Genomic DNA, 26,822 nt, shown 5'->3' on the forward strand with positions numbered 1-26,822 from the left:
TCCACGGAAGAGGGTGCGGTGACCGTACCGCTCCCCTCCGTCTTCTGCCCCTGGCTTGGGCGTATCTCACCCGGCGGGGCCGGACTTACATCCTTCTTTCATCGGCGCAGCGTCGATCCCGTAGCCGCCCGCCTGCTTGCGTGGACCGTGACGTGACGACCGATCAGAGGAGGGCTCCGTGGGCACGGCAGGAGGCAGCGGCGCAGACGCCGGCAGCGAGCGGCGTCCCACCCGGACCTGGCGGGACGCCGCCCAGGTCACCACTGAGAAGCAGGCACAGTGGCGCCGTGGCCGCAGGCGCACGGACTTCGCCGCGTGCGGCACGGCGTGGGATGCGGTGTCCATCGCTCCCATGGAGACCGCCTGGAGCGCCCTCGACGCGATGAGGTTGGGGTTGCGCCGCGGCTACCCGGTGCTCGCCGACCATCTGCGCGAGGTCGCGTACGTGCTGGTGCCGCCCGGGTCCGGCACCGCCTTCGCCGACCTCCCCGGGGTTCGGGTGCTGTCCGCCGGCGATTTTCTGCTGATGCCGCGAACGCCGGGGGAGAGCACCGCCGTGGCGGACTGGATCAGTGCCCCGCGTGACGATCCGCCGACCCTGGTCTGCGCGGACCGGCTCGCTTCCCACCTGAACACCAAGCGACTCGTGCAAGGGATGTTGACCGCTGAGCCACTCAACGCCCCTGCGGGCGCGCTCAACGTCGGCGGCCCTCATGGAGGGAGTCCCCCCGTGCCCCCCAGAGATTTCGGAGCGGCGGCAGCCGCGCGGCCTCGAGCGGTTTCCCGCCGCGGCGGCGAAGTGATGAACGAGAGAATCCAGGTTGTCCCATGCCGTGATGACGCACCGCCCCGCACCGAGGACGCATATCGCGTGGGCGTCATGCGCCGGATTGCTGCCGCACGACTCAGGTGCTGCGGACTCGAGGCGCTGATCAGCGAAGTGATGCTGATCGTCTCGGAACTGCTGACCAACGCGATTCTGCACAGCGGAACCACGGAACTCAGCCTGAACATCACCGCCCACGACGGCTCTCTGCACATCGCAGTCCGCGACGGCATGCCGTGCAGCGCCGAGCCCAAGCACGCTGACACTGATGCCGAGTCAGGTCGGGGTCTTGCACTCGTCGATGCCCTGGTGCAGGAGTGCGGCGGGGCTTGGGGGCTCAGCGACGCCGGCGCCACGGTCTGGTGCCGTTTAGCGCTGCCGGACGGGACGCGGTCGTGATGGCCCCGGCTGCCGTCCCCGACTGGAGGAAACCGGGCGAACCATGGACGCCTCCGATGGACGACCGAGCGCTGAAAGCGGTTCTGGACAAGGTCAGGGAGTGGACGCCCTACGACGGCGACGCCCTGCTCGACGACGTAGGCGCCGTGCTGGATTACCAGCTGCCGCCGGAAGAGCTTCACGACGAACTCGCCCAGCGTCTCCGCGGCCACCTGATGCAGCTCGTCGACATCGCTGTCGGCGCGAACGCCGACCAGGATGACGAGGCAGCGAACCGACTGATCCAGCAGGCCCGTGCGGTGCGCTCACAAGAGATGCCAGACGATCACTGGAAGGCCGTCGGACACCTCCGCCGAATGGCCTGGACCGCTAACGAGCTGCTTGAACGCCTCGTGGCGACCAAGTGCCTCAGGGCGGCGGCATGACCCCACGTCCTGTACGCCATCCCGTCATCCGAGAGAAGAGCAGCCGCGTGCGCACCTTGACTGGGCCGACCCTTGTTCCCTTCATCATCCAGAGACAGGGAGAGGAGGCCGCGCCGGACAACCTGCTCATTCATGCGCCGACTCGGGGCCGGAACACGCTCTTCTACCGAGATGAGGATCCCCGAGACCGGGACCTTAGGGGTGTGCTGTGGGCTCGGTGCTCGTTCAACCCCGTAGACGAGCGGGGAAGACCGACGGGCGCTCCTCAGTGGAAGTTGATGCACCCGTACCGGCAGATGATGACGATGCAGGCGCTGCGCTGCCAGGTGTGCGCGGAGCCCGCGAGAACCCGCCTCGGATTCATCTTCCTCACCGGCCCCAGGGACGCCGACCCCCATCAGGCGACGATCCTGACGAATCAGCCGCCGGTGTGCGCACAGCATGCCCGGGCTGCCGCCAGGCTCTGCCCCCATCTTGAGGGGAACCCGATGGTGTTCTTGGCGCGGAGCGCTCCTCTGTATGGCGTGCACGGCACCCTCTATGGATACGGCGAGCACGGAGTGCAGGTCGTGGCGCAACCCGATGCGCCCCTGCCCTTCGGGCACCCGAACCTGCCCACTCTGCTCGCCTCCCAGCTGGTCCGCCGCCTGAGTTCTTTCAGGGTCGTCGGCCTCGACGAGCTGATGCTGGAGTTGACCGAGCGCGCCGCATAGACGCTGTGCGGTGGCCCAGATGCCGTCCGGCCCTGGCCACCGCACAGATCAGCCCCCGGCGCGGGGACGACGTCCGGCGTCTCCCCCCGCGCTTCCGGAACGCCTCCGCGCCGGGACCAGCCCGAACAGACCGGGTCTCGCCTCATCGCGTCTACGTCCTGGGTCTCGATCCACTCGCCCGCAGCGCCACCCGGCCGAGATCGACAGCTACCTCGCCACGCTCCGCCACCGCCTCCTCTTCGGCCGCACCCGAACCCAATGAACCCCAACCACCCCCAGGGGGACCTCCCGTGACGACCCACCCCGTCTCACCGAACACCGTCCTCGCCAACGCCCTACACCGTGCCGAGGACATCCTGACCCCGCGCATCCTGGCCACCCCACCCGAGCGGATCGTGCTGGTCGTCGGCACCCAGATAAACGGCGCCCCGCACATCGGTACCTCGCTCGTGCAGTCGCTGGCCTTCGCTATGGCCGCTCGCCTGCGCGGCCGCTTCGCACTGCCCGCCGAAGTCCACTTCGGCGCGCTAGACAACTCCCCCTACGACCTCGCCACGGACCCGGCAACCGGCCACCGCTACCAACGCGCCTATGCCCAAGCCCTGGGCCAGCAGGCTCTCCGCGATCTCGTCAGCGCGCTGTACGAGCCTCTGTTCACGGAACTGTCCAGGCGTTTGGGCATCCCATACCGCATCACGACCTACAGCCAGCAGCAGGCCAGCGAGCACTTCCGTCGCACCTGGTTACGGCTCCTGCCGCGCATCGACGCCGCCCGCTGGTGGCTCGCCCCCTCCACCGGCATCCCGCACGTCCGCGTGCCGTGCCCGCACCTCGGCTGCGGCTGGGCCGAAAAGCACGCAGAGCGAACCCAAGCCCGCCTCACCGGCACAGAAACCGCCACCACCAGCGCCGTCTGCCTCCACCACGGTCCATACGAGGTGACCATCACACCCACCAGTGGCGCCTACCTCGACCTGGCCACCCTGTACCGCAACTTCGTCAAGGAACTGGCCCTTGTCGGCCCCCAACGCGGCACCCTTCACGTCATGGTCAAGGGCGGCGACTGGGTCTTCGGCTCCCACCTCGTCGACGAGGCCCACCAGGCCGTGGGCCTCACCCGCGCCCAGCTCCCCACCCGCCTGTTCTGCCCACAGGTCGTCACCGACACCGGCGCAAAGCTGTCCAAGTCGCTGATCCGTGAGGGCCGCGCTCCCCTGCCCACGGGCGCTGCCGAATGGATGCTCGACACTCGGAAGTGGCCCGGCACCACCACGCAGTACTCCGACCAACTGTTGGCAATGACCGATACCTTGCTGTCCGACCCCCGCCACTTCTTCCGCTCGTACTCGGCAGCCGAGATCGGCCGCATGATGACCGCACCAGTCCCCAGGAGCGTCCCCGCCCCATGACCGACACCACAGCCCGCATCCGCGAACTGAATCTCTACCGCCAGTACTTCGACCTCGTCGCCGCGGGCACCAAAACCATCGAGGTGCGGGTGAAATACCCGCACCTAGCCGACCTCACCGTCGGCGACACCATCCGCTTCCGCGTCAAGGGCACCGACGAGACCTGCGAGGTCAAGGTCAATCGGGTCACCGAATACCCGGACTTCGAGGCCCTGCTCGACGGCGAAGGGCCGACCAACGTCAACCCCACCGCCACCCGCGAACAGCAACTGACCAACATCCGTGCCATCTACGGCCCTGAGAAGGAAGCTCTCGGCACCCTCGCCATCGAGATCGGGACTGTCAAACGAGTGGTGTAACTGGGGGTGGTTGGGGCTACTGGCGGGCTGCTGAGAGGCGGCCGTCGAACGTGATGTCGAAAGCGTTCAGTGCGGTCTTCCAGCGCATGGTCCAGCGGGCCTGGCCCTTGCCCGTGGGATCGAGGGACATGATCGCCATATAGACGCACTTCAACGCGGCCTGCTCGTTGGGGAAGTGTCCGCGAGCCTTGACCGCTCGCCGGATCCGAGCGTTGACCGACTCGATCGCGTTAGTGGTGCAGACGATGCGCCGGATCTCGGTGTCGAACCGCAGGAACGGGGTGAACTCCTCCCAGGCGTTCTCCCACAGCTTCACGATCGCCGGATACTTCCTGCCCCAGGAATCGGCGAACTCCGCGAACCGGTCCAGGGCGGCTTCTTCGGTCGGCGCCGTGTAGACGGGCTTGAGGAGACGCGCGATCTTGTCCCAGTCCTGGCGGGCGGCATAGCGGAAGGAGTTCCGCAGCAGATGCACGACGCAGGTCTGCACGATCGTCCTGGGCCAGACCGTCTCCACCGCTTCAGGCAGGCCCTTCAGACCGTCGCAGACCAGCATGAGCATGTCGCTGACGCCGCGGTTCTTGATCTCGGTGAGGATGTGCATCCAGTGTTTGGCGCCCTCGCCGCCGTCGCCGGCCCACAGGCCCAGGATCTCCCGCCGGCCCTCGGTGGTGACGGCCAGAGCCACGTAGATGGGCCGGTTGGCGACCGCGCCGTCGCGGATCTTCACGTGGATGGCGTCGATGAAGACCACCGGATAGACGGCGTCGAGGGGGCGGCTCTGCCATTCGGCCATGCCCTCGAGGACCTGGTCGGTGATGGTCGAAATGGTCTGGCGGGAGACCTCGGCGCCATAGACCTCGGCCAGGTGGGCTTGCACCTCGCCGGTGGTCAGGCCCTTCGCCGCGAGCGAGATGACCATCTCGTCGACGCCGGTCAGGCGCTTCTGCCGCTTCTTGACGATCTTCGGTTCGAAGGACCCGTCCCGGTCGCGCGGCACCGTTATCTCCACCGGGCCGACGTCGGTCAGCACGGTCTTGGAGCGTTTGCCGTTGCGGGAGTTGCCGCCGTTCTTGCCGGCCGGGTCGTGCTTGTCATAGCCGAGATGGTCCGTGATCTCGCCTTCCAGGGCGGACTCCAGCAACCGCTTGGTCAACTGCTGCAGCAGCCCGCCTTCACCGGTCAGCTGCAGCCCCTCCGCCTGGGCCCGGTGCACCAGCTCGTCGATCAACTGGTCGTCAACGGCCTTCGCCGACAACGCACTTGCGGACTCGGCACCCTCGGACTCGGACACGTTCTCACTGGTCATCGATGCATCTTCCATGATCGGGAGTTACACCGAACGTCTTACAGTCCCGGCTCGCCCGACTCCTGCCCACGAACCCCGCCGCATAGGTGAAGTCGACGAGTTTCGGTCGTACGCTTCAGCCTCGGCTAAGAGGTCGTTTTCCTCTGCGGTGTGGGGATGACTACATGTTTATGCAGGGCGATGGTCTGGTGCTGGTGGGGCTGATGGGCCGACTGCGGTTTTCGAATCGGATGATGTGGCGTCCGGGACGGGATCCGTCTTATGCCTGTCTCGTTCCAAGACGTCCGGGTCTGTTCCGTGCTTCCGCGGGGCCGGGTGCGCGCCTGGGCGCACGCCCCCGTTCGGCGGTACGCCGACGTCATGACGGAACGTCGTGCGTATCCGAGTGATCTGTCCGATGCCCGCTGGGAGTTGATCGAGCCGGTGCTGGCCGCCTGGCGGTTCGAGCGCCGCGGCCGGGCGCTGGACTTCGGCCGGCCGCCCCGCCACGACCTGCGCGAGATCATGAACGCGATCCTTTACGTGGATCGCACCGGCTGCCAGTGGGCCTACCTCCCGCACGACTTCCCACCCTGGCAGTCGGTCTACGGCTACTTCGCGCACTGGCAAAGGGACGGCATCTTCGCCCACCTCAACGGCCTGCTGCGGGAGTTGGTGCGAGCGCAGGAGGGCAAGGATCGGCACCCGTCGGCCTGCGTGATCGACGCCCAGAGCATCAAGACTTCCACCTCGGTGCCCGCCCGCACGCAGGGCATCGACGCGGGCAAGAAGATCGTCGGCCGCAAGCGCAGCATCATCACCGACACCCTCGGCCTGGTGCTGGCGGTGCTGGTCACCGCGGCCGGTGTCCAGGACTCCACCGCCGGCCGCACCCTGCTGGAGCAGGCCGCCGCCGACCACCCCGGCCTGCGCAAGGTCTGGGTCGACGGCGGCTACCGCAAACACTTCATCGAGCACGCCGCCACCCTCGGTATCGACCTCGAAATCGCCCAACGCACCCCCGGGACCAGGGGATTCACCCCGATCCCGAAACGCTGGACGGTGGAACGGACCTACGGCTGGCTGATGCTGCACCGCCGCCTGGCCCGCGACTACGAAACCCACCCGCACCGCTCCGAAGCCATGATCCACCTCGCCATGACCGACCTCATGGCCCGCCGCCTCACCGGCGAGAACACCATCTCCTGGCACGACCCGACACCACGCCAGCAAAGCCGCATTCAGGGATGAAACAACAGGATGAAACGACCTCTTAGTTGCGCACGGGCAGTCTGATCGCCACCGTGGGGTCGCCCAGAATGACTGTCGTCTGCAGGTCGAAGTAGGCGAGTTTTGTGTACGTCGCTGCTGTGAGCGCGCCTTCGGCCCCGTCGATGCTCTCGCTGTACTGACGGATGGCCTGATCGTGAGCGGTCGCCAGTTCGCCGATACGCCCGTAGAGGTCGCCGAAGGCGAGACCGGCCGGTTTGCCGAGGCAGATCTTGTCGTATAGCGCCGTGACGAGGTTGTCAGTCAGGGGTTGGAGGGTCCACGGAGAGCGAATGGTCCAGTCGAATGTCGGCTCCACATGCCCGATGAACGCCCGCAGCGGCTGGGCAGCGCCGAGGAGAGCCGTGGGCAGTGGGGCGACCGTGGGGCCGATGCCGGCAACGCCGCGCAGTACTTGATCGGCGAGTGAGCCGTCCTGGACGAGTCCGGTGAAGACACTGCTCCCATCAGCCCCCGCAGAGCAGCAGGCGTGCGCGTACCAGATCGCACCGGCAGGCTGCCACCGAGCGAGTACGTCGGTCGGCTCCAGCGGTGAGTGAAGCGTGTCGACCAGCAAGCCGAGGTTCGCAGTCATCTGCGTGCGGTCGTCGAGTGGCCCGGTCATGCCGTGACTCGTCGTGACGACGAGTGCGGGGGTGTTCAGTGCCAGTGCGGCGACGAGGTCGCCTCCGGTCACCGGACGGGCACCACCGTCCAGATAGGTGGCGGCTTTCATCTCCTGGTCGCGGTCTTGAGTCATCCGTGCCGCGACCTTCGCGCCGATCGACGTTCGCATGACCTGGCTGATGTCGTCCCCGCCGTGGTCGACAGACCAGATGACAGGCGCGTCATAGCGGGCTGCGGAGTCCTTCCATTCGGAAAGCAGAGCAGTTACGTAGTGATCAAGTTCGTCGCCTGTGAGGTGTAGTCGGCCGACGTAGCGACCTGCGTTGAGTTGGTACTGAAGGCCCCAAGGCAGTGCTTCGGGACCGCCGTAGAGCAGCAGGTACTGCGGGAGCTTCCCGTCGCCGATCCCCGTCGCCGATCCGCTGATGGCGACGTCTTTGTGGGCAAGGTAGTCACGCAGCGAGACGACGCCGGTCGCGGGACCCTGCCGATGTCTGAAGATCCGTGCTGCCGGGAGGCGCTGCTTGAAGAGTTCGCGGATTGGTTCCGGTGCATCGTCGGCAGTGGCCTTCTGACGCTCCGTGAGGTCGTCCCGGTCGGGCAGCACCAGCCCCCAGCCTATCTGGTCGGAGCGCCATTCGCCTGGGTCGACGGCCTCCTCCGGACGCATCCAGACTTTCGGTTGCCATAGTTGCGGTCCGAAGCCCCACCCGTCCGATGGGGCCCCGGTTGCCGGCCCGTCCCCGGTCCACGCATCGGCCTGAAGCATCTCGGGGAAGGTGATTTCGGTACCGAACGCAGTGAGGTCCCTTGTCATCGCCGATCCTCCTTACGGTCCCCGCCCGGCGAGTGCTCGTCTGTGGAGCTGTTGCCTACCCACTTCTTCCAGGGTCGGCGCCGGCCCTGGAAGCCAACTGAGCACGAGCGGATCGGGGCGCACGTAGAGCACGGGCACCGTCCACTCCTTCGTCGACGTCGCGGCCATCGACACAGAAATTCCTCCTACCGCTTGCCGCTCGCACAGCCGCCGCCTCGGCTCGACGAGCAGATTCCAGAAGGGGATTTCCACCGGATTCCCCTTGGCCTGTACGACGTTCTCCACGGCAGCCAGGAGCTGAGGATAGAGTGCGGCTGAAAAAGCGCTGGCGTCGTCAGGATTGACCGGTTCGCTCATCGCGACTGCGGCGGCAAAAGGGCCTCGGTTGACGAGCTCTCGCGCCAGCGAGTAGGTCTCTCCGACCGGTGCCCCGACTTCGCAGCAGTTGAGAACGGCCAACCAGGCCGGGTCCATCGGGTTGGAGAGCTGGCTGATCTGATCGAACTCGAGTCGAAGCGATCGGTTCGGCACACCGTCCTGCCAGTCGGCGGCAACAGCGATCTCTAGTTGCGGGCGCTGTCGGAGCCGCCCGTGACAGAACAGGTGAAGAATGTGAGGCCGGAAGCTGGATACCTTCTCACGCAGGGTCGCCAGGTCCTGGGGGACCAAATCGACGCTCACGCCGGGGTCCGCTGCCTTCTGGATACTCAGAGCCAGATCGTGCTCACTGACAAACGTGAGGACTTCGACGTCGAGGCGGCCGGCCACGGCGGCTACCTCCTTGCTGAGGATCTGCCATTCGTCGGCGGCAGTGACGCCCAAGCAGGACAGAATCGCCGCGATCCTCAACGGTGGGCGAAATTCCTCGAGATGGACCGGGTTGTCGCCCACGGGCGGGACAATGCGGCTCACCGGCCATCGTGCGTCGAGGCCCAGGAAATCCACGGCTTGGGACCAGAGCGTTTCCCACGGCAGCGCCTCGGCTGCGCCGGGCGCGCGCAGTTCTACGAAGACGGGTCGCTTGGCCGCACCTGGTTGCGCGGCGGCAGGCAGGTGCAGCCCGATGTCGGGTTGCGCGGCGAGGCCGTCGAAGAGAAGCCGGCCCGCGTCCCGGACGCTCGTCTCGCCAAGGCTGTGACTGGCCAGCGCGACGAACTCAGGCTCACTTCCGTTGCAGGCAAAGGGCGTCGCCTGGTTGCCCGGAGGGTTCTCCAACGAGACGAGCATCGAGCCATGCCCCTCGCCGCTGATCAGCAACTGGACACGTATGACAAGCCGGTCGGTCATGTCCTTCCACCGGACCCCTCGTCCCCTGGTGCGGAGGCTTTCTCCGTGTTCCAGGCAACCTGAGCGCGCTCTTCCAATTCATCGGCGAAAGCGCGCAGCCCACCGACGGCAGCCGCGGAGTCCGTCCCGGGGGTTGGTGGCTCTGCGGTTGACTTGGCACCCATCCATTGGGCCTGGGCCTGCTCCAGGATCCGAGTCCCGGACGCGAGCCACGCAGGGGTGTAGTCCGCGGCAATGAGCGCCTCGCTGGCCGTTTCGATGAGTGCGGACTGGTCGTCGATGGTGAGCTCGTCGCTCACCACGGCCGTTGGGGTACGTTCGGTCTGGGACGGGCCTTCGACGAGGCGAGGATGCGCCCAGCAGGTGACTGCTGGGATGGGTCTGGGGACCGCCAGACTCTCCGGGCCGTACACGAAGGCGTACGTGTCGGCGAGTTGGCTGAACGGAGACCCGAACTCGTCGCGCTCCGTGTCGTGGACAATGACACATCCTGGATGTCGCCGTGCCAGGGCGTCACCGAGCTCTCGCAGGGCGACGTTCGAGAAGTTCCCCGGTGGGCCGGACACTGCGAACGACCACGCTCCGAGCCGGGTGAGGAACGGCGAGAGCTGCGTCAGTCCCACGAATTGCGACCACGGTTCAAGAGCGCCCGCCAATGGCGACGGCGCGAGCGCCAACGCGCCGCGGTCACCGGCCAGGTAACCGTGGCAGAGGAAGTGCACAACATCCGCCGCTCGGCCTGCCAATGCCTCGTCGATCCAGGAGAGCCACGGGCTCAGCACATCAGAAGAATCGCTGCGACGATGGTCACGGTTCGGGCGCCGGTGTTGGTCGGCGTGGCGGGGATCGTGGACGTGCACCTGGTTACCAAGTTCCTTGGTGCTGCTGACCGCGATCTCGTACTCGTCGATGTCGACGAACAATTCCAGTCTCGTGCGCATGGGCAGGGAGTTGACGATCTCATTGGCCAGGACTCCGAGCATGGCCCCGGCGGGGAATCCTGCCTTGCTCTGTGGGCTCGAAGCACACAGCACGGCTGTCAGCGAGTCCTGTGCTGTCCGCGGGCGCAGCGAAAAGTAGGGCAGGCGCATCACGGCGCACCCGAGGAGGGGGCCGAGCATCACCTCCCACGGCAGCAGCTGGAGGAAACCGGAAGGGGGCACGACGTCCAGCCACAGCACGGCCCGTTTGCCCCCGATGGCGACCCATCTCTCGGAGAATTGCTCTTGCAGGTCCGGCGGAAGGTGCGGCCCGTCGCCAACATCGAGGTCGGTGAGCCCGTTCGGTTCATCGGTCAACCCGAGGTCCGTGGCCGGGCAGGTACCCACCTGCACCGGCTGAGCGTCGCCCGCCTGGAGTTCAAAGCTGACGCACGGTGTTGCCTCCGGGAGTCCGTGGACAAGTCGGATCCTGAGAACGGCCAAGTCGCCATGTAGCGCAGCAGTCACGTCACACCGCCCCGGCGACCTGGTTGAGCAGCATCCACCACGTCGCCTCGTTGTTGATCTCGCCGTGCCCTGCGATCACTGCCGAGGACTCGAGGGCGACGATGCTGTGACCGTTCGCACTCCCGGTGTAGGTCTCGGGTGGCAGCCGCGCGGGCCTGACTACAACCTCGGGGGAGTCGGCGGGCCCGAAGCCGCCGAGGGCGGCGAAGCGGCTCGGCTCAGCAGCGATCTGCATCTCGCCCACGTCCGAGTTTCGACGCACCGCAAGGTGGAAGAAGCGGGTCAACGGCACGTCCCAGCGACTGTACGTCGAATAGATCGGCAGTCGGCACAGGTCCAGAGCCGGCCGATAGCCGCCTGGCTTACCCGCTCCATCGGCGTTCTGGGCGAAGCACCGCCGGGAGACAGCTGCCTGGAGGAGCAGCAATGATTCGACCGAACGGGGCTGCGGCCGCGCACACAACGCCGACAGCATGACCTTGCAGCCGTACGAGTGCCCGATCAGATGCACTCGTGCGTTCGGCGCGGCCGACAGCGCGGCGTCGAGCAACTCCGCGACGCCACGGCTGCCGACCCGGCCTGCGCGGTCTTTCATGAGCAGGACGGTGGCCAGCCGGATGATGCCGCGCAGGTCGAGCCTGCCCAGCCACCCGGCCGCCTGCGGGCTTCGACCACTCTCTTCGGCGAACCCGAAGTCCGTCTCCGGACGAGACTGAGCCGGGAGCGACCGCCAGATCCTAGCGATCTCATCTGAAGCAGGGGCATCCTGGGCGCCAGCCTCATGGTCCTCCAGCGCCCAGATAGGTTCCAACAACTCGGCTAGTTCCGCCACCTCCGCTTCCTCAAGCCCGGTCGGTCGCTGCGCGATCTCGTAGAATCTCGCGCGCCGGCGCGGCTCGACCGCCTCAGCGACCAAAGCGACCTCTGCACGCTCCACGGCGATGGCGGCGCCATTGGAACCGGGGACCCCGCCAGCAATGTTCGGCGCCTGCTCCCACGGTGCGACGAGCGAGGTGCTCGGCCAGAAAACGCCGATTAGCGTGGGCCGAAACTCCCGCGTCAGAGGGTACTTGGTGCGAAGCGCGGCGAAGCCGTCGAGGAATTTGTCGTAGCGACTCGTGGCGGCTGCCCAGTCGTTGTTCCAGCCGTGCGAAAAGAGGAAGACGTCCGTGGGCGTTGCCTCACGGACGCGTTCGATGAGGGATCTTTGAGTCAACGGCCCGGTGCACAGACCGTCCTTGTCGAAGGGAATCACATAGAAGGGCGCCTCGACACCGTCGACGATCACCCTCCGATAGGGAGCCTCAACAGGCAGGCGATCGGACATTTCACGCACCCAATCCGAACGAAGTATGTCAAATCGGATTGATCACAAATCCAGTCTCCTCCCAGGGGAAAAGGAGGTCAACTCGGGGCGTCAGCGCCATCGACGCAGCCGCTCGGTAAGGTCGAGCAAGGCATCTGAGGCGCGTTCGTTGCCGAGGAGGTACCGGATGCCCGCTGCCGGTGATCGGGAGGACCCTTGATCGATAAAGCGTGTTGGGAACGTCGCGTGCCTGCCAACCGAGAGTGTCTCGATCCCACTGGCAGTTACCTGAGCAAATGCGGGATCCGCTACACCGTTGCCGAGCCGATCGACCAGGTCCGCAACCGCAAGCGCCGTGGCTGCTCCGGTGGCAACTGCCGGCCTTCGCTTGAGGACTATTGGGCCCGCCATGCGGTCGAGTGCGGAATCAGCCGCCTCAAGCAGCAGCGGGCTGTCGCGACCCGGTATGAAAAGCACGCCTGCCGCGACGAGGTCACCGTCCACGTCGCCGCGATCCACCCGTGGATGTTGAACTGCCGGCCGCCGTCTGCCGTTCCGGCTCGGCCTGTTCCTGGACTGGGCCGTCACCGCGGGACTCATGCGCTACAGCGGCCCCGCCTACCAGTACCGACACCGTGAACTCCAGCACTGGCTACGCCAGCACCCCCAGCCCCCCAACTGCGGCCTGACGAAGCTGAATGACACAACCGTGCTGTGGCCTTGTGGTCGAGATTCCAGGGTCGCTACGTCAACACGTGATCAGCAAGCGTCGACGAGCTCAACGATGTCGGCCAGTACACCCCGGCCGCGCGCTCGGACGGCCGCCAGGTTGGTAACCGCTGCCCGTCAGGAGCGGGAGCCGGTTATGGCGGCCGGCCCGCTCTGCGAGCGTGGCGTCTTCTCGCCCACCTTCTTCACCTCGATGGTGCGCGGGTCGACGCGTGATGACGCTCGTCGAGGAGGGCGTAGCCGACCATGCGCCCGTCCCGCTCGTAGGGGGGTTTGGTGTTGCGGCGGCGGGTCTTGTCGAGGGCCTGGCGGACGTAGTCGAGGCTTTCGGGGTCTTCCAGCCACACGACGTGTTCTTCGTGGGAAGAAGCTGAGCGGCTTGCCCGCCAGGCTGCACAAGCCGGCGACGACGATGCCCTGCGGACCCTGGCCGGTATGCGGTTCGAGGCCGGCGCCCAACAGGAGGCTGAGCGGCTGTGGCGCGCGAATGTCGAAGCCGGATATCCCAAAGACATGGGGAGCTTGGCCGCACTGCGAGAGCGAGCAGGAGACGCGGAGGAAGCTGAGCAGCTCTATCGCGCAGCCATCGACGCCGGGCACCCCGCAAACCTGCCAAGTCTGGCCCGGTTCATGGGCATCGACCTGGCACGGCTGTGGACGTATGGGTTGGATGCTGACGGTCGGCCGGCGCAGCCTTGGAGTCCTCACCATGACTAGACCCGACCTGACCAACCGACTTGCCCAGCCTGGCCACCCGCGCAACGCTTCCGCCAGCGGGCGGGCCCAGAGGTTGTCCCGTACGGAGCATGAGTGATCCAGTGAGAGCCAGGTCGTGGAGCTGACCTCGCCGAGCATCGCCTGGTGAACACCGTGGCCCTTGAGCCGACGGTCCCGAAGATCTTCCAGTTCTTCAACCGCGACAGGGCATTTTCCACCCGGGCGCGAGCCCAGCGGTGGCGCGTTGTCCGCTTCCTGCTGTGGGCTGAGGTGCCTCTGACCTCGTCGTTTACGGTGCGGGCTGAGCAGCCCCGTGCCCTGGTCTCCGCCATCGGCCTACACGGATGCGGCGGCGCCGGTGTGTGGGCGGTCACGATTTTCCCCCGTGTCAGGTGGTTTGAGCGTCATGTAATGGGACCTCACGAATCCTCCGAAATACCCCGGGGTATGACGGAGTTGGGATTGAGGGCCCTGGCCATCGCGAAGTCGCATGTGCTGTCCCTTGACCTGCGGGTTGAGAGGTCGATGGACGCACCGGATGGCAAGGAGAACGTTCACCGTGGTCGACATCACCGAGATCTATGTTCACTGGTATGCGGGCCGTTCCAAGCGTGAGCTGGCCGCGTCGTTGGGGGTGGACCGCAAGACGCTCAGGAAGTACCTGGCTCCGGCGGAGCTGGCCGGGATCACCCCGGGTGGGCCGCCGATGAGCGAGGACGACTGGGCCAAGCTGATCAAGAGCTGGTTTCCGGAGCTCGCCGACCGGAGGCTGCGGCAGATCACCTGGCCACAGATCGACCAGCATCGCGACTACATCAAGAGCCTGCTGGGGACCGTGACCGTCACCACGATCCACCAACGCCTGCGCGATGAGCACAAGTTGGAGGTCTCGCTGTCCTCCTTCCGCCGCTGGGTCCATGCCACGCTGCCGGACGAGGTGAACGCCTCGCAGGTCACCGTCCTGCGCGACGACGTCGAACCGGGCTCGGAGGCCCAGATCGACTACGGCTTCCTGGGGCAGTGGGTCGATCCGCGCACCGGCAGGCGCCACCGGATCTGGGTGTTCGTGATGGTGCTACCCGCCTCCCGCCGCATGTTCATCCGCCCGGTGCTGACCCTGCACCAGCACGCCTGGACCGAAGCCCACGTCGCCGCCTTCCGCTACTTCGGCGGCGTCCCGCGCCGGCTGGTGCCGGACAACCTGCGCACCGGCGTCGACAAGCCCGATCTCTACGACCCCAAAATCAACAAGGCGTATGCCGAACTTGCCACCCATTACGGCGCGTTGGTCGACCCGGCCCGCGCCGCGAAGCCGAAGGACAAACCGCGGGTCGAGCGTCCGATGCCCTATATCCGCGATTCGTTCTGGCGCGGGCGGGAGTTCACCTCGATCGAGCACATGCAGGCCGAGGCCGTCACCTGGGCCAGGAAGGTCGCGGGCCGCCGGCAGTGCCGGCCGCTGGGCGGGGCCGCCCCGCTGTCGGTGTTCGAGGCCATCGAGGCCGAGATGCTGCTGCCGCTGCCCCCGACTCCGTTCGTGCTGGCCCGCTGGTCGACCGCGTCGGTCGGCCCGGACATCCACATCAAGGTCGGCCGCACCCTCTACTCGGTCCCCTGGAAACTGATCGGCCGAAGAGTCGACGTCCGCTCCACCCAGACCATGGTGCAGGTCTTCCACGACGGTGAACTGGTCAAGACCCATGCGGCACTTGAGCAGGGCAAACGCACCGACCGCTCCGACTACCCGCCGGAGAAGATCGCCTTCCAGATGCGCACGCCGATCTGGTGCCGCAGCCAGGCATCGGAGATCGGGGACGCCTGCCGCGAAGTCATCGACCAGCTGCTGGAGGTCAACGCGCTCTACCGGCTCCGGGCCGCCCAGGGGGTCCTCGGACTGAAGAAGAAGTATGGGGAAGAGCGGCTGGAGGCCGCCTGCGCGAAGGCGATCGCGGTCGGCGACCCCTCCTATCGCACTATCAAGGGCATCCTGGTCGCCGGCACCGAGGTCGATCCCGAGCCGGAGACCAGCGGGGATGCCGGAGCTGCGGCCTTTCTCCACGGACCTCAGCGGCTGTTCGCCACCGCCGCACCCCCCGACCCCGCGGACGAGTGCCTCGGCGGCCCGGTCCACGACGGAGCGGAAGGGGACCTTCGATGAGCGTGATGGACACCGCCCTGCGCGAGTCGCTGAAAGCCCTGAGGCTGTCCGGGATGCTGGAGACCCTCGACGCTCGCCTCGCCCAGGCCCACGGCGGCGAACTCGGCCACCTGGACTTCCTGCAGGTTCTTTGCCAGGACGAGATCACCCGCCGCGAGACCGTCGCCTTCCAACGCCGCCTGCACCGCGCGAAGTTCGAGCAGCAAGTCACCCTCGAGGAGTTCGACTTCACCGCCTCCTCCAAACTTCCCGCTGCCCAGATCCGCGACCTGGGCGCCCTGCGCTGGCTGCACTCCGGCGAGTCCGTGATCCTGTTCGGGCCAGTCGGCGTCGGCAAGACCCACATCGCCCAGGCACTCGGCCACCTGGCCGTTCGCCAGGGCGCCCACGTCCGCTTCGCCAAGACCAGCCGGATCCTGGCGGAGTTGGCCGGCGGACACGCGGACCGCACCTGGGACAAACGACTGCGCGAACTGGTCCGTCCCGACGTGCTCATCCTCGACGACTTCGCGATGCGCCAGCTCGGCGCGGCCCAGGCCGACGACCTCTACGAGCTGGTCTCCGAGCGGCAAGGCCGGTCCCTGATCATCACCAGCAACCGCGCGCCCAGCGACTGGTATCCGCTCTTCCCCAACCCGGTCGTCGCCGAGTCTCTCCTCGACCGGCTGATCAACACGAGCCATCAAGTCATCATGAACGGACCCAGCTACCGGCCGAACAAACGCCCCAAGAACCCCACGACCAGGACAGGCAAGCCCACGATCAAGTAGCCCCCATCAGGCCAGGACCTGGGGGAATTGCGTGACGTTCAGCCGGGGGAATATCGCCGTCGTCCACACGGTGAGGCTCGCGCAAGAGAAGATGCACGAGTTGGCGCATGTGAGCGTCTCAGAGAAGCGGGCTACGCGCTCGCATGTCAGTTGGGCCACCTGGTTGGCCGCACACCGCGCCCCTAAGAGGTCGTTTTCAACTAGTTTGTGACGCTTCACCCGCCACAGGCGGATACTCGCGCCTCTCACGAGTCGGGTTCCTGTGCAGGGCGGCGGGATCAATCGCTGGTTTCAACTCCCCTTGGAATGAGACAGGTTTCATGGGATGGGACAGGCAAATACGGACTTCCCTCACGTACCGCCAACCGCACCAGGCCCCAAAGCCCCCCGAGGTTGTTGGACGACTCTCTGCATGAGCATGTAGACGGGAGACCGCCACACCGCAGCTCAGCGCAACTTGTTCAACCGCTTCATGGGAATGATGTTCCACTGCCTGCAATCCGGAGAGGCGTACGACGAGACAAAGGCCTTCCCCAGCCACCCATCAATGGAGATCGTTCCGCAAGTCGCTTGACGCCCCAGCGCGGTGGGATGTCTAGTCCCGCCCGAGCGCGAGTACCCCGACGACTACACCGGCCCCTTCGGCCCGGTCGAGGTGATCCCGAAGGTGGACTGCATCGGCTCCTTCCACTCCACCGCCATCGACCCGTCCCTGGACCCGGTCCTGCACATCTCCCGCCTCACGGTGCCTTGGTTCCGTCTGACTCCGGAGGCGCCCTCCGGGTTCGTGGACTTGAGCCCGCTGCGGGATCTGGTCTGGGAGGAACTGACCAAGGACCACGAGCTCTAGTCGGGGAGAGTCGCGGTGAGGTCGAGGGCGTCGGCGAGGTGTCTGGTCACGGAGTCGTCGCCGCGGTTGTTCGGGAAGTTGAAGTAGCAGGAGTGCGCCCAGCCGGGGACGAGACGCCAGGGCTTGTTCCCCCGCACCGGGACGTCATGGACTCCAGTGCCGAACAGCCGCCCCAGCGGCCCGCCGAACCAGTCACCCAGGAATCCGCAGAACGAGGGGATGTAGGGGAAGTACAGATTCGTCCAGCGCACGACGGCGAAGGGTGACCAGTCGTTGAGCACGGCCTTGCCGTTCCAACGGAAGGAGAGCGGTGTGTCACCAGGCCCGAGTTCCTCCTGTGGGAGGGGCGGGCAGGTGACGATCTCGCGGCGGGCGACGCGTGCCTCGAAAGCGCCCTTGTTCTTCGTGTAGAGCAGCTCGGCGAAGCACATGGGCGTGCCGCAGCTGATGAAATCAGTGATCCGCCACTGGCTTCCCTGAGCGCGGAGATCGGTCCACAGCCCCCACTGCGCCTCGCGGTAGCCCGTCGTCTCACCCGGGGTGGGGGTCCGCGCCTCTTCCCGCCCCGGCATCGCGGCGGCCGCCGCTTCGAGCGTGAGCAGCGACGGCGAGCCCGGGGCGAGCGTATTCCTGGTCATGCCCCAGAACGTGGTGATTCCGTCGTAGGCAATGTAGGCCCCCAGACTGTGCGCGACGATGATCACCCGTTCATACTGGGGCCTGCCGCCGATCTCCGCCTGGTGCAGCCGCCGCAACAGCTCCACCATCCCCTCGCGGATGTCCCGCCGCACCGCGTACGACCGGGGCGAGGTGTCGAGATAGCGCACGACGTCAACAAAACTGTTGGTGATGAACGAGGGCCCGAACCGGGTGGCGAGAAAGAGCAGCACCACACCGAAGGTGCCCGTCCCTAGCACGGTGAACGCGACGTTCAGAAGATTCTCAACAGCCGACTTCTCGTCTTCGAAGGGAATATCGAGGACGAAGATCCCCCACCCCGCCAAACCCAAGAGGACCCAACTGGCGAGCCACGCGAACCCGAGCCCCTTCGGCGGCAGCCGGCGGATCAGCTTGAGGAACGTCGGCAGCATGTCCGACATCCGGTTCCCCTGCATCAGATGCGCCCAGTGGTACTCGAAGAACTCCGTCTGCGGACGGTCACCGTCGGCGGGCGCGAGGAACCGACGGGATTCGAACGACTCGGACGCGACGTCCCGCTTGGAGTAGAACTTCCAGGTCCCCGGACTCACCGGCGGCAGTCCCGCCCGAATGAACTTCGTGAGGGCGTCCAAGGGCCGCTGCTCACCCATCCCGTGCACGATCACGACAGCCTGGCGTTGGTTGACCATGCACGATGAATCGGCAACGGAGCGCATGACCTTGACCGCGAGGTGGGACTTCCTGCCCCCTAGCCAGATGCTGGCGCTCTACAGCTTCCCGGCCGAGCACTGGATCCACCTGCGGACCACGAACCCGATCGAATCGACCTTCTCCGCCGTCAAGCTCCGCACCAAGGTCGCCCGCACTGTGGGATCGGGATGGGCGTTCCGCCAGACATACGCAGTGAAAGCGTGTCGGGGCGCCTGGCCATGCGAGACACATGACGGTTGCGATCTACTCCCCAGGCACGGCAACGGCCCCGGAATGCCAACCCCCAGGTCAGGCCGACTGATATCCGGGGCGGCGTGCATGCCGAACAAAGTGTCGCAGCCCGACGCGGTACGCCTGCGCGGGGCGATTGCCTGCTCGAGTGCCCTGCACCATGCGTAACACGGGGCAGAATGTGCATCAGGCAGCTGCTGCGGATGGGGAGTTCATGGACACGGGTACCTGGGAGAGCCACGACGTCGCCACCACCTGCGAACTGCCCGCCGTCGGCCCGGCACCCTGCCTCAACATGGTGGATGCCACCCAGGACGGCCACACGCTCCACCAGTTCCCCTACACCGAAGGCACCCGGCCCCCCAGCCCGGCGGCGAGCTGCCAGCGCCCGTCAAGGCCGCCGTCGACTTCGCCTTCACCCCCATCGAGCTGGACCATCCCTCCCCGTTCGGCGTCACGGTCGTCCTGATGGAAGAGGACGGCTACGAGGTACGCCTGACCGAAGCATTCGCCTTCTGACCAGCCGCCGCCCCGGCCACGCTCCTCAGCCCAGGCCCAGCCTGCTGAGCGCGGTGGTCCAGTCGGCGACGATCGCCTGCTGCGCGGCGGCGAGGGTGACCGTGCCGGAACAGACCGCGGTGTGCAGCTTCGTCTCCACCGGATCCTTCGCGTTGTTGACCCCGGAACCCTTCCGATGGCCGGGATCGGCCGGCTCCACCCACAAATTGCGGTAGTCGTTGGGGTCCCCGCCCAACTGCAGGCTGATCAGGTGGTCATACTCGGCATCCCCCATGCGGCCGGTGAAGTGGTAGGAGGCGGCGTTGAGTTCCTTCTCCTTGCCCGTCACGTACGTGGAGGGGCGGATGCTCGAGGTGTAGCCGCCCTTGCGGCAGATCGTCGACTTCAGGTTCGCCTGCGTGACGGCCGGGGAAATCGCACCCGGAGTGCACGCCGGGTCCTCCAGCGGCTCCCCCTTCTCATACCGGTAGTGGCAGCTGCCGGCTGCGGGCTGCTGCTGCACCGTGTAGTGCTGCTGCGGGCCCGCCCCCACCGCGATCGCCCGCCCCGAGCCGGCCGGAGCAGCCGTGCCCGACGCTCCCGCCACCGGACCGCGGCTTGGGGACGATGTCGATGTGCCCACTGCGGCAGGCGAACAGCCCGCCAAGAGCAGGCAGGTGAGCAGCACGGCAGGACGGTCCAGACGCATGACGACCTCTCACAGGCAGACGAAGGCTGAGCAGATGCTCCCCCACCACCGCACAGCTCTACCGCTCGGGGTGCGGCGCGAAGGCGCACATTGCGTTTCCTCCTTGCCCGGCAACGTCGTGACGCGCCATCAAGCCGACGGTCGGCCGAGCACCAGCTCCCCCCGTTGACCGCGATTGTGCCGCACCGCTCAGGACCGCATGAGGGAGGGCGTGCGTGACAGCGACGGGTGAGCGGGGAATCTCAGCAAGCAGGTCTGTCTGGCTCTGACCAGTGCGCCGCCCGCCTCCCCCGCCGCCGGTACCGGCCCGACCCCCAGGGGTGCGCGGGCGCATCACCTGAGTACGAGTCCGAGCACAGATGAGCATCCGGGCCCATACCCGGGAGATGGCGGCGCGACGAAGATCGTCTGGACCGCACACGGAAGGAATCCAGATGAACCCCGGCACCTACGCCCGTCTGTACGGCCCCCCGCAGCCTGCACCGCGCCGGGAGCGGACCAACGTCACCGCGCTGGCCGCGGCGGTCCTGTGGACGGCCACCGCGGCGTCGCTGGCCTGGCTGACGTTCCTCGTGGCCCTGGCCGCGCTCTGGGGTGCGGCAGACGGGGCGGCGGTCGGCGGCTTCGTCCAGCAGTACGTGCTGGCCGTCGGGGGCGCCACCGCCCTTTTGACCGCCCTGGCCTTCGCCCCCGGCGTACGCCGCCTGAGCTGGGCGGGCCGTCTGGTTATCACCGGCGCCCTGGCCTGCCCCCTCGCCAGCGGTCTCGCAATTGGGTCCTGGATCTACGTCAGCTGACCCCGCACCCCGGTCCGTCCCCGGCCATGTTGAGGCTCCTTGAAAATGGTTCTGTCCGCTACTGCGCCCCGGCACCTGGCGCGAACCCCTCAGCCAGGTCCGCCAGGTACGCAGGCCAGAAGCCCGGCTCCTCCAAGAGCGGATGCCCATCCACGACGGGCGACGAGGAGTACCAGTGCCGTGCCATCACCCTGCCGGGATTCTCTCCAAGCCCGGTCAGAACTGTTCGATGACCCCGGCTCTCACGGCCGACCGGCTTGACGGCATAGCAACGCGAGGTGTCTACGAGGTCCATTGCATTCCGCCTCCCGGCAAGTCCCCAGTTGCGTCTCGGTCCGCCTCACCGCGGGCGCGGTCCCGTGGCCGGTGTCCCGTGCCGGCGGCGCGAAGCCCCCGCCGACGCGCAATACGGCCCCTCGGTGACCCGTCGAGCGCGGATCCTGTGCGGTGGGCAGCGGGCCGCGCAGGATCCCCGTCAGTTTTCCGACGGGACCCGGGCGGCGATCTCGCGCGCGAGCCGGTCAGCCTCAGCAGACATGGATCCGCCGTCCCGGGCGACCGTCAGCAGCAGGCGCAGGAGGTCGTGGGCTTCGTCCAGGCTCAGCAGGGCCAGCCGCTCCACCGTGTCCGTCATGGGAGCGAAGTCCACCGCCCCCAGGTCGATCTCCTCGTATTCGTCCATGGTCTGCGCAACGCGCATGCGCGGGCCCGGTCACGGCACGAACCGAACAACGTGAGCACACCATGCAGCCCCGGCCCGGGAAACCCGGTCGGGGCTGCATGGTGTGCGTGGTCGTGAAGGGCGGTCGCCTGCGCGGCGAAAGGCTCCATGGGGCTTCAGCCGAACGATCGTCCCCATGGGCAATGGGTGAGGCCCGGGGACACTGTCCCCCTCACCACCACGCTCTCCTCAACCAGAGGGGCGCGGGGATTGTTCCCCCGCGCGACGGCGGACGTTGAGCACAGCCGGACGAGTGTGGGTGCGCCGTATCCGGCCGGCGTCGGGACCGGCGGCAGCTGGAGCCTGGCGAGCCCGCACTCCCCCAACGCACTCTCGCGGGCCGGGGACTCCGAACTCCTCCCGGGCAACACGGAAGCCATTCCCGAGGTCCAGCAGGTCGGGCACGAGGGCCTGGCCTCATGGTTGCCGTGCGGGTGGGCATACAGGGCCGGGACCGGCCGTCAGCAATCGAGAGGGGTGCGGGCTCAGCATCCGCTCGGTGGAGCCGGCCATCGGCTCGCCGCCGGCGGCCAGTCCGCGTCGGCCTTCGTCGGCGCTCGCCTGTGTGGGCGGGGTGCGAGCGCGGCGTTGCTCCATGGCCTGCGGGTGCCACCGGCCGTGCGGGTGACCGGCGGTCAGTTCGTCGGTCGGAAGCTGCCGTTCATCCGTCGCACCGGTCGGCGCACGCAGCCGCCGGTGCCGGCTGAACGCAGCGCCGGCCGTCCGGCTCTGCGCGTCTTGGGGTGCGCCGACGTCCTGCTCGGGGGCGTGGTGGCCTCGCGGTGTGCGGGCTCTGTCCCTGGTTTGTCGTTCAGCATGGCTCTCCGGCGTTCGAACCCATGTCTGGATACACGGAGGTCCCCCAACGTGTGCAGCGTGGGGGACCTCTTTCCGAGGGCACGTCCAGCCTGAAGTGGTCTCGGATGTGACCCGAAGTCGGGCCGTGTGTCCATGTAACGAGCCCATGGCCACGAAGTCCATTGTAGGGCGTTCACTGGACGCGATGCGAAGAACTGAAAAACTCTGCAGCGCCGTCACCTGCAGGAATTGATATTCCGTCAGGGGTATCGGTAAGCGACGATGCTGTTTTTTCACGTCAACCTTGTAGCCCGAACGAGTGAACGACACATAACCCACAAGACAACAAAAGGGACCCGCTTCGGGATGTGCGCGCAGGACGGTCCATCAGAACACGTAAGCGATTTTCGAGTTGTTAGCTCTATCGGATGAACGGCGTTTAGCCAGACCTTTTTTCGCATTCGCGCGGGTACCTAGAACGAGCGTGGTACCGGCGGGGCGAGGGTGCCATCATGAGGATCAGGGCAAGGGGCTTGACCCGCCACGATCACGGTCTGTGCAGGACCAAGTGGCGGATTCTCAGGTCCCCGTCCAGCCGATCGCAGGCCTGCCTGCGCGGGTTCCCCCGCACCTCGGTGCGGGGGGACACCCGACGACAGGAGGCCTGCTTCCACCCAGGTTCTCGGAGGAATTCGTGGAGCAGTCCACACCCCGTACAGGCAGTATTTGCCTGCCCACCAGGCTCGACACATTGCGCTTCCTGCTGATGCTGGCGGCGCTGGGCGCCGGCGGCATGACGGGAGCAGCGTTCTATCTCGTCTTCGCCCAGGCAGTTGAAGCCATCGCTATCGGCGTGACCACGGTCGATATTGCTTTCCACCTCGTGGATGTCTCTTTCAGCCTCTACGCCGTCTCCTCTACCGCGCCCGCACAGGCCCGGGTTGAATCCGCTGCGCCCGGCGTACGCCCCGCAGCACCCGCCCGGGTGCGCGCGCGGCGCGCCGTCGCGGCCACAACGCGCAGGCTGGCCGCCCGGGTGCGCCGCTTGTCCGACAGGTTCGGCGGCTTCGGTGCCGCACCCTCGCTCGCGGTGAGGACCTACTGATGCCCGCCAGCCGGCCGCCGGGCCGGCCTACACGCGGCATGTCTCCCACGACCCCGCCCAAGAAGGCCCAGTTGGCAACCGAGCTTCTGCAGGGGCGCCTTGACGCCGGGATGACCCTGGCCGACGTCGCCAGGAGGGCGCACTACTCGAATGCCGCCCTGTCTCAGGCGACATCCGGCAAGACCATCCCGACCCCGGACCTGATCAAGGCGTACGCGCAGGCGGTCGGCGTTGACGAGGCGCACTGGCTCGCCCTGCGCAAGGAGGCGGTGGAGGAAGAGATCCGGCTGCGGAACAAGGAGCCCGGCGGACCCGAGACACCCGCGGCAGGAACGCCGCTTCTCCGCGTCGCCCATCCCTCCGAAGCTGTCCTCAACACGACGGGCCGCCACCGCACTTCCCTTGGCCGGGCACGCCGCGACGACGAGCGGGCCGCCGCGGAAGGGCGCTCCCTGGCGAACGAGCATGCCGGCAGGCCGCGGATGACCGAGCTGGTGCGCGAGGCCGTACAGACCGCCGAGCACGCCAGCGTGCAGCTGCACGGCGACCCGGTCCACGGCGCCCTGTCGCTGTGCACGATGCCCTCGGACCTCATGGATCTGCTGCGCGAGACCTACCTCACCAGCGAGCTGGGGCTGCGGGAAATCTCCCGCCGCGCCGCCCAGCACAACGTCCGCATCTCCCCCTCGTCGCTGTCCACACTCCTCAACGGCGAACAGCTGCCCCCCATGGGGGCACTCGCCGCCGTCCTCGCCGCATGCGACGTCCCCAGCGACCAGATCCCGGCCTGGCTCTACCACCGCGCCCGCCTGGAAATCGCCGGCGTGCGCCACACCACCGGCCGTCACACCGCCGCAGGGACCAACACTCCAATCCTGACACCGATGATGCGGTTGGAGTCCTCCCACCGCAACGGCCTGCAGCTGCTGATACTGGCCTGCAGCATCATCGCCGCCACGCTCCCGATCCTCTTGCGGTGGTGACCACCCATCCCAGCCGCTGAAGGCCCCACGCCCCCCGGGCGTGGGGCCTTCAGCATGACCCGCACGCGCCTGAACCTGGCGGGGCGCCTTGGCGGGCCCGGGCAGGTAGTCCCGGGCCCGCCAAGGCGCCCGGTCACAATCCCCCCGCCGCTCGGCACGCACCGAAGACAATGCCGGGGTTGGGGAACAGTCCCGGGGTGCCTGCCGGGTGGAGCAGTTCATTCCTCCACGAGAAGTTTCTCCCGCAGCTGGGCCAGCGTGCGCGCCAGCAGGCGCGAGACGTGCATCTGGGAGATGCCGACCTCCTGCGCGATCTGCGACTGCGTCATGTTGCCGAAGAAGCGCAGCAGCAGGATCCGCTTCTCGCGCGGCGGCAGATCCTCAAGGAGCGGCTTGAGGGACTCGCGGTACTCGACGCCCTCCAGTGCCTCGTCCTCGGCGCCGAGGGTGTCCGCGACGGCCGGCGACTCGTCGTCGGTGTCGGGGACGTCCAGGGACAGCGTGGAGTACGCGTTGGCGGACTCCAGGCCCTCCAGGACCTCCTCCTCCGAGATGCCCAGCTTCTCCGCCAGCTCGTGCACCGTGGGGGAGCGGCCGTGCAGCTGGGAGAGCTCCGCGGTCGCCGTGGTGAGCGCGAGGCGCAGCTCCTGAAGCCGGCGCGGCACGCGCACCGCCCAGCCCTTGTCGCGGAAGTGCCGCTTGATCTCGCCGACGACCGTCGGGGTCGCGTACGTCGAGAACTCGACGCCGCGCTCCGGGTCGAAGCGGTCGACGGACTTGATCAGGCCGATGGTGGCGACCTGGGTGAGGTCGTCCAGCGGCTCCCCGCGGTTGCGGAAGCGGCGCGCGAGGTGCTCGACGAGCGGCAGGTGCATGCGGACCAGCTGGTTGCGCAGCTCCGCGTACTCGGCGCTGCCGTCCTTCAGCTTGCGCAGCTCGATGAACATCGCCCGAGCCCCGCTGCGGTCCTGCGGGTCGTGCTGCGTGTGCTGGCGGCTCGGCCCGGGCTGGATCACAGGCTGCCTCTTCACGCGTTCCTTGAACCTGGTCAGCGCGGATTCGACGTCGTGGGCCGTGGCCAGGGCCAAGCCCACTTCGTGTTCGCATGCCCTCAGGGTCTGGCTGAGTGCGGCAGCGTTGTCCTCGTCCTGGCGGTCGTCCACTGCTGCCGCCATGGGGGTCTCGCTGAGTGCGGCAGCGTGGTCCTTGTCCTTGCGGTCGTCCATCACTGCCTCCCCTCGCTCGCGTCGATGACGCCCAGTTCCCGCAGTTGTCCGCGCACGTCTTCCAGAGCCTGGCGTGCCCGGTGAAGGTGCACCCGCGCCGTCGCAACCTGAATGTGCATCTCCTTGGCGGCATCCCCCAGGGACTGTCCGGCAATCGCGCAGCGTCCCATCACTTCGCGCTGTTTGTCGCTGAGCAGGACGATGCGTTCCAGCACCATGCGGTAGGCCCCGCGGGCATCCACCCAGGACGCCAAGTCGAGCTCCGGGCCGGCGTGGTCGTGCGTGTCCGTGTCGAAGCCGACCGAGCCGGCTTCCTTTTGCAGGCGCAGCACTTCGCGGACCACGGTGGTGCGCAGCCAGGCCGGCCAGGCCCGTACTGGTTCGAGGTGTGGGGCGTGCCAGCGCTGCCAGCACTGCAGGAAGGCTTCCTGGACTGCGTCGTCGGCTACCGTGCGGCGTCCTCCGGAGACGAACATGGCCTGGGCCAGCAGGGGCCGGTACCACTGGCGGAACAGGGCGTCGAAGGCGTCCTCGGTGGGCGGGGACGTCATTGAGGCTCCTGGGCATCCAGGCGGACGCTCCAGGTGGTGCCGTCCTGATCGCTCACCTCAGCCTGGCCCCCTCGTGCGGAGAGTTCACGCACCATGGCGGCCATCGCCCGGGAGCGGATGTGTTCTCTCAGCAGGTAAGCAGAAGTCCGTATGAGAACCCCCGCAGCCGCACCTGTCCCCGTGCCCACTATCAACCAACTCCACAGTGCTGTCACGGCGTTGGCCTCCCGGGGCTCGGAAATGCGGTTACCCACAAGAGGGAAACGGCGCGGAAAGCGTGTACACGCCGCCACACGGAAGAGTCGCCGCGACCAGTAAGCCCGGACACGTGAGGCAGACGTGCTTTCTGTGCAGCATGGGGCGCCACCGCATCTTGGAGCCCCACGCTGGCGTGGTGTCCGAGGGCTACGGGCGGGCCGGGAAGGAATCCGTCGG

General features: G+C 67.3%; 23 protein-coding genes and 3 pseudogenes. 13 read left to right on the top strand and 13 right to left on the bottom strand.

The window, feature by feature from the left end; all coding sequences use genetic code 11:
• Nucleotides 1-178 precede the first annotated feature (178 nt).
• From AB5J56_RS00420 to AB5J56_RS00440, 5 genes are all read left to right on the top strand, one after another.
• Nucleotides 179-1,225 carry an ATP-binding protein gene (locus tag AB5J56_RS00420; protein ID WP_369228856.1) on the top strand — a complete coding sequence of 349 codons (1,047 nt, stop codon included), beginning with the start codon at nt 179-181 and terminating at the stop codon, nt 1,223-1,225.
• Nucleotides 1,226-1,281: 56 nt separating this feature from the next.
• Nucleotides 1,282-1,650 carry a DUF6415 family natural product biosynthesis protein gene (locus tag AB5J56_RS00425; protein WP_369228858.1) on the top strand — a complete coding sequence of 123 codons (369 nt, stop codon included), beginning with the start codon at nt 1,282-1,284 and terminating at the stop codon, nt 1,648-1,650.
• A gap of 278 nt (nt 1,651-1,928) precedes the next feature.
• Nucleotides 1,929-2,363, top strand: coding sequence for a hypothetical protein (locus AB5J56_RS00430; protein WP_369228859.1), 435 nt, complete (start codon nt 1,929-1,931; stop codon nt 2,361-2,363).
• A 290-nt stretch (nt 2,364-2,653) separates the two neighbouring features.
• Complete coding sequence (locus AB5J56_RS00435; RefSeq protein ID WP_369228861.1) at nt 2,654-3,772, top strand: hypothetical protein; 1,119 nt, start codon at nt 2,654-2,656, stop codon at nt 3,770-3,772.
• Nucleotides 3,769-4,131 (top strand): ASCH domain-containing protein, encoded by a 363-nt coding sequence (locus AB5J56_RS00440; RefSeq protein ID WP_369228863.1) that lies wholly within the window; start codon nt 3,769-3,771, stop codon nt 4,129-4,131. The genes AB5J56_RS00435 and AB5J56_RS00440 overlap by 4 nt, the downstream gene beginning before the upstream one ends.
• Before the next feature lie 16 nt (nt 4,132-4,147).
• Here AB5J56_RS00440 and AB5J56_RS00445 read toward each other — a convergent pair whose 3' ends face one another.
• A complete protein-coding gene (locus AB5J56_RS00445) occupies nt 4,148-5,440 on the bottom strand; it encodes an IS256 family transposase (protein ID WP_369228865.1) in 1,293 nt (430 codons plus the stop codon).
• Between the two features lie 360 nt (nt 5,441-5,800).
• Here AB5J56_RS00445 and AB5J56_RS00450 point away from each other — a divergent pair, with 360 nt between their 5' ends.
• Complete coding sequence (locus tag AB5J56_RS00450; RefSeq protein ID WP_369228867.1) at nt 5,801-6,670, top strand: IS5 family transposase; 870 nt, start codon at nt 5,801-5,803, stop codon at nt 6,668-6,670.
• Between the two features lie 22 nt (nt 6,671-6,692).
• Here AB5J56_RS00450 and AB5J56_RS00455 read toward each other — a convergent pair whose 3' ends face one another.
• From AB5J56_RS00455 to AB5J56_RS00485, 7 genes and pseudogenes are all read right to left on the bottom strand, one after another.
• Nucleotides 6,693-8,132: a hypothetical protein gene (locus AB5J56_RS00455; RefSeq protein ID WP_369228869.1), complete on the bottom strand. Its 1,440-nt coding sequence runs from the start codon at nt 8,130-8,132 to the stop codon at nt 6,693-6,695.
• A 12-nt stretch (nt 8,133-8,144) separates the two neighbouring features.
• Nucleotides 8,145-9,419 carry a CHAT domain-containing protein gene (locus AB5J56_RS00460; protein ID WP_369228871.1) on the bottom strand — a complete coding sequence of 425 codons (1,275 nt, stop codon included), beginning with the start codon at nt 9,417-9,419 and terminating at the stop codon, nt 8,145-8,147.
• On the bottom strand, nt 9,416-10,753 hold the full coding sequence (locus AB5J56_RS00465; protein WP_369228873.1) for a hypothetical protein: 1,338 nt from the start codon (nt 10,751-10,753) through the stop codon (nt 9,416-9,418). Before AB5J56_RS00465 ends, AB5J56_RS00460 begins: the two co-directional genes overlap by 4 nt.
• A gap of 115 nt (nt 10,754-10,868) precedes the next feature.
• Complete coding sequence (locus AB5J56_RS00470; protein ID WP_369228875.1) at nt 10,869-12,194, bottom strand: hypothetical protein; 1,326 nt, start codon at nt 12,192-12,194, stop codon at nt 10,869-10,871.
• 90 nt (nt 12,195-12,284) lie between these two features.
• Complete coding sequence (locus tag AB5J56_RS00475; protein WP_369228876.1) at nt 12,285-12,692, bottom strand: hypothetical protein; 408 nt, start codon at nt 12,690-12,692, stop codon at nt 12,285-12,287.
• 327 nt (nt 12,693-13,019) lie between these two features.
• A pseudogene (locus AB5J56_RS00480) lies at nt 13,020-13,249 on the bottom strand (DUF6009 family protein).
• Between the two features lie 467 nt (nt 13,250-13,716).
• Nucleotides 13,717-13,955 (bottom strand): annotated as a pseudogene (locus AB5J56_RS00485) (IS5/IS1182 family transposase); the annotation flags it as partial.
• Between the two features lie 223 nt (nt 13,956-14,178).
• Between AB5J56_RS00485 and istA the strand changes: the two are divergent.
• From istA to AB5J56_RS00500, 3 genes are all read left to right on the top strand, one after another.
• A complete protein-coding gene (istA, locus tag AB5J56_RS00490) occupies nt 14,179-15,777 on the top strand; it encodes an IS21 family transposase (protein ID WP_369228878.1) in 1,599 nt (532 codons plus the stop codon).
• Nucleotides 15,774-16,547: an IS21-like element helper ATPase IstB gene (gene istB, locus AB5J56_RS00495; RefSeq protein WP_369228880.1), complete on the top strand. Its 774-nt coding sequence runs from the start codon at nt 15,774-15,776 to the stop codon at nt 16,545-16,547. Before istA ends, istB begins: the two co-directional genes overlap by 4 nt.
• Before the next feature lie 586 nt (nt 16,548-17,133).
• Nucleotides 17,134-17,397 (top strand): hypothetical protein, encoded by a 264-nt coding sequence (locus AB5J56_RS00500; RefSeq protein ID WP_369228882.1) that lies wholly within the window; start codon nt 17,134-17,136, stop codon nt 17,395-17,397.
• Here AB5J56_RS00500 and AB5J56_RS00505 read toward each other — a convergent pair.
• On the bottom strand, nt 17,394-18,746 hold the full coding sequence (locus AB5J56_RS00505) for a hypothetical protein (protein ID WP_369228884.1): 1,353 nt from the start codon (nt 18,744-18,746) through the stop codon (nt 17,394-17,396). The genes AB5J56_RS00500 and AB5J56_RS00505 overlap by 4 nt on opposite strands.
• Before the next feature lie 67 nt (nt 18,747-18,813).
• Between AB5J56_RS00505 and AB5J56_RS00510 the strand changes: the two are divergent.
• Nucleotides 18,814-18,933: pseudogene (locus AB5J56_RS00510) on the top strand (IS256 family transposase); the annotation flags it as partial.
• 610 nt (nt 18,934-19,543) lie between these two features.
• Here the strand turns inward: AB5J56_RS00510 and AB5J56_RS00515 are convergent.
• Nucleotides 19,544-20,206: a hypothetical protein gene (locus AB5J56_RS00515; protein WP_369228885.1), complete on the bottom strand. Its 663-nt coding sequence runs from the start codon at nt 20,204-20,206 to the stop codon at nt 19,544-19,546.
• 434 nt (nt 20,207-20,640) lie between these two features.
• Between AB5J56_RS00515 and AB5J56_RS00520 the strand changes: the two genes are divergently transcribed.
• Nucleotides 20,641-21,003: a hypothetical protein gene (locus AB5J56_RS00520; protein ID WP_369228887.1), complete on the top strand. Its 363-nt coding sequence runs from the start codon at nt 20,641-20,643 to the stop codon at nt 21,001-21,003.
• Nucleotides 21,004-21,478: 475 nt separating this feature from the next.
• Here AB5J56_RS00520 and AB5J56_RS00525 read toward each other — a convergent pair whose 3' ends face one another.
• Nucleotides 21,479-21,685 (bottom strand): DUF6417 family protein, encoded by a 207-nt coding sequence (locus AB5J56_RS00525; protein WP_369228889.1) that lies wholly within the window; start codon nt 21,683-21,685, stop codon nt 21,479-21,481.
• Nucleotides 21,686-23,216: 1,531 nt separating this feature from the next.
• Here AB5J56_RS00525 and AB5J56_RS00530 point away from each other — a divergent pair.
• A complete protein-coding gene (locus AB5J56_RS00530) occupies nt 23,217-23,627 on the top strand; it encodes a hypothetical protein (RefSeq protein WP_369228891.1) in 411 nt (136 codons plus the stop codon).
• A gap of 71 nt (nt 23,628-23,698) precedes the next feature.
• Nucleotides 23,699-24,610, top strand: a complete 912-nt coding sequence (locus tag AB5J56_RS00535) for a helix-turn-helix domain-containing protein (protein WP_369228893.1) — start codon at nt 23,699-23,701, stop codon at nt 24,608-24,610.
• A gap of 218 nt (nt 24,611-24,828) precedes the next feature.
• Here the strand turns inward: AB5J56_RS00535 and AB5J56_RS00540 are convergent, their stop codons facing one another.
• Together AB5J56_RS00540 and AB5J56_RS00545 are read right to left on the bottom strand one after the other, a co-directional pair.
• Complete coding sequence (locus AB5J56_RS00540) at nt 24,829-25,836, bottom strand: RNA polymerase sigma factor SigF (RefSeq protein ID WP_369228895.1); 1,008 nt, start codon at nt 25,834-25,836, stop codon at nt 24,829-24,831.
• Nucleotides 25,836-26,387 (bottom strand): RNA polymerase sigma factor, encoded by a 552-nt coding sequence (locus tag AB5J56_RS00545; RefSeq protein WP_369228897.1) that lies wholly within the window; start codon nt 26,385-26,387, stop codon nt 25,836-25,838. Before AB5J56_RS00545 ends, AB5J56_RS00540 begins: the two co-directional genes overlap by 1 nt.
• Between the last annotated feature and the right edge of the window lie 435 nt (nt 26,388-26,822).

Source organism: Streptomyces sp. R21 (genome assembly GCF_041051975.1).
In the GTDB taxonomy this organism is placed as follows: Bacteria; Actinomycetota; Actinomycetes; order Streptomycetales; family Streptomycetaceae; genus Streptomyces.

Coding starts and splice junctions, on each gene's coding strand:
- AB5J56_RS00545 (WP_369228897.1), bottom strand. CDS start 26,387: ATGACGTCCCCGCCCACCGAGGACGCCTTCGACGCCCTGTTCCGCCAG.
- AB5J56_RS00430 (WP_369228859.1), top strand. CDS start 1,929: ATGCACCCGTACCGGCAGATGATGACGATGCAGGCGCTGCGCTGCCAG.
- AB5J56_RS00460 (WP_369228871.1), bottom strand. CDS start 9,419: ATGACCGACCGGCTTGTCATACGTGTCCAGTTGCTGATCAGCGGCGAG.
- istB (WP_369228880.1), top strand. CDS start 15,774: ATGAGCGTGATGGACACCGCCCTGCGCGAGTCGCTGAAAGCCCTGAGG.
- AB5J56_RS00520 (WP_369228887.1), top strand. CDS start 20,641: ATGAACCCCGGCACCTACGCCCGTCTGTACGGCCCCCCGCAGCCTGCA.
- AB5J56_RS00450 (WP_369228867.1), top strand. CDS start 5,801: ATGACGGAACGTCGTGCGTATCCGAGTGATCTGTCCGATGCCCGCTGG.
- AB5J56_RS00470 (WP_369228875.1), bottom strand. CDS start 12,194: ATGTCCGATCGCCTGCCTGTTGAGGCTCCCTATCGGAGGGTGATCGTC.
- AB5J56_RS00540 (WP_369228895.1), bottom strand. CDS start 25,836: ATGGACGACCGCAAGGACAAGGACCACGCTGCCGCACTCAGCGAGACC.
- AB5J56_RS00455 (WP_369228869.1), bottom strand. CDS start 8,132: ATGACAAGGGACCTCACTGCGTTCGGTACCGAAATCACCTTCCCCGAG.
- AB5J56_RS00525 (WP_369228889.1), bottom strand. CDS start 21,685: ATGGACGAATACGAGGAGATCGACCTGGGGGCGGTGGACTTCGCTCCC.
- AB5J56_RS00445 (WP_369228865.1), bottom strand. CDS start 5,440: ATGACCAGTGAGAACGTGTCCGAGTCCGAGGGTGCCGAGTCCGCAAGT.
- AB5J56_RS00515 (WP_369228885.1), bottom strand. CDS start 20,206: ATGCGTCTGGACCGTCCTGCCGTGCTGCTCACCTGCCTGCTCTTGGCG.
- AB5J56_RS00505 (WP_369228884.1), bottom strand. CDS start 18,746: ATGGTCAACCAACGCCAGGCTGTCGTGATCGTGCACGGGATGGGTGAG.
- AB5J56_RS00440 (WP_369228863.1), top strand. CDS start 3,769: ATGACCGACACCACAGCCCGCATCCGCGAACTGAATCTCTACCGCCAG.
- AB5J56_RS00425 (WP_369228858.1), top strand. CDS start 1,282: ATGGACGACCGAGCGCTGAAAGCGGTTCTGGACAAGGTCAGGGAGTGG.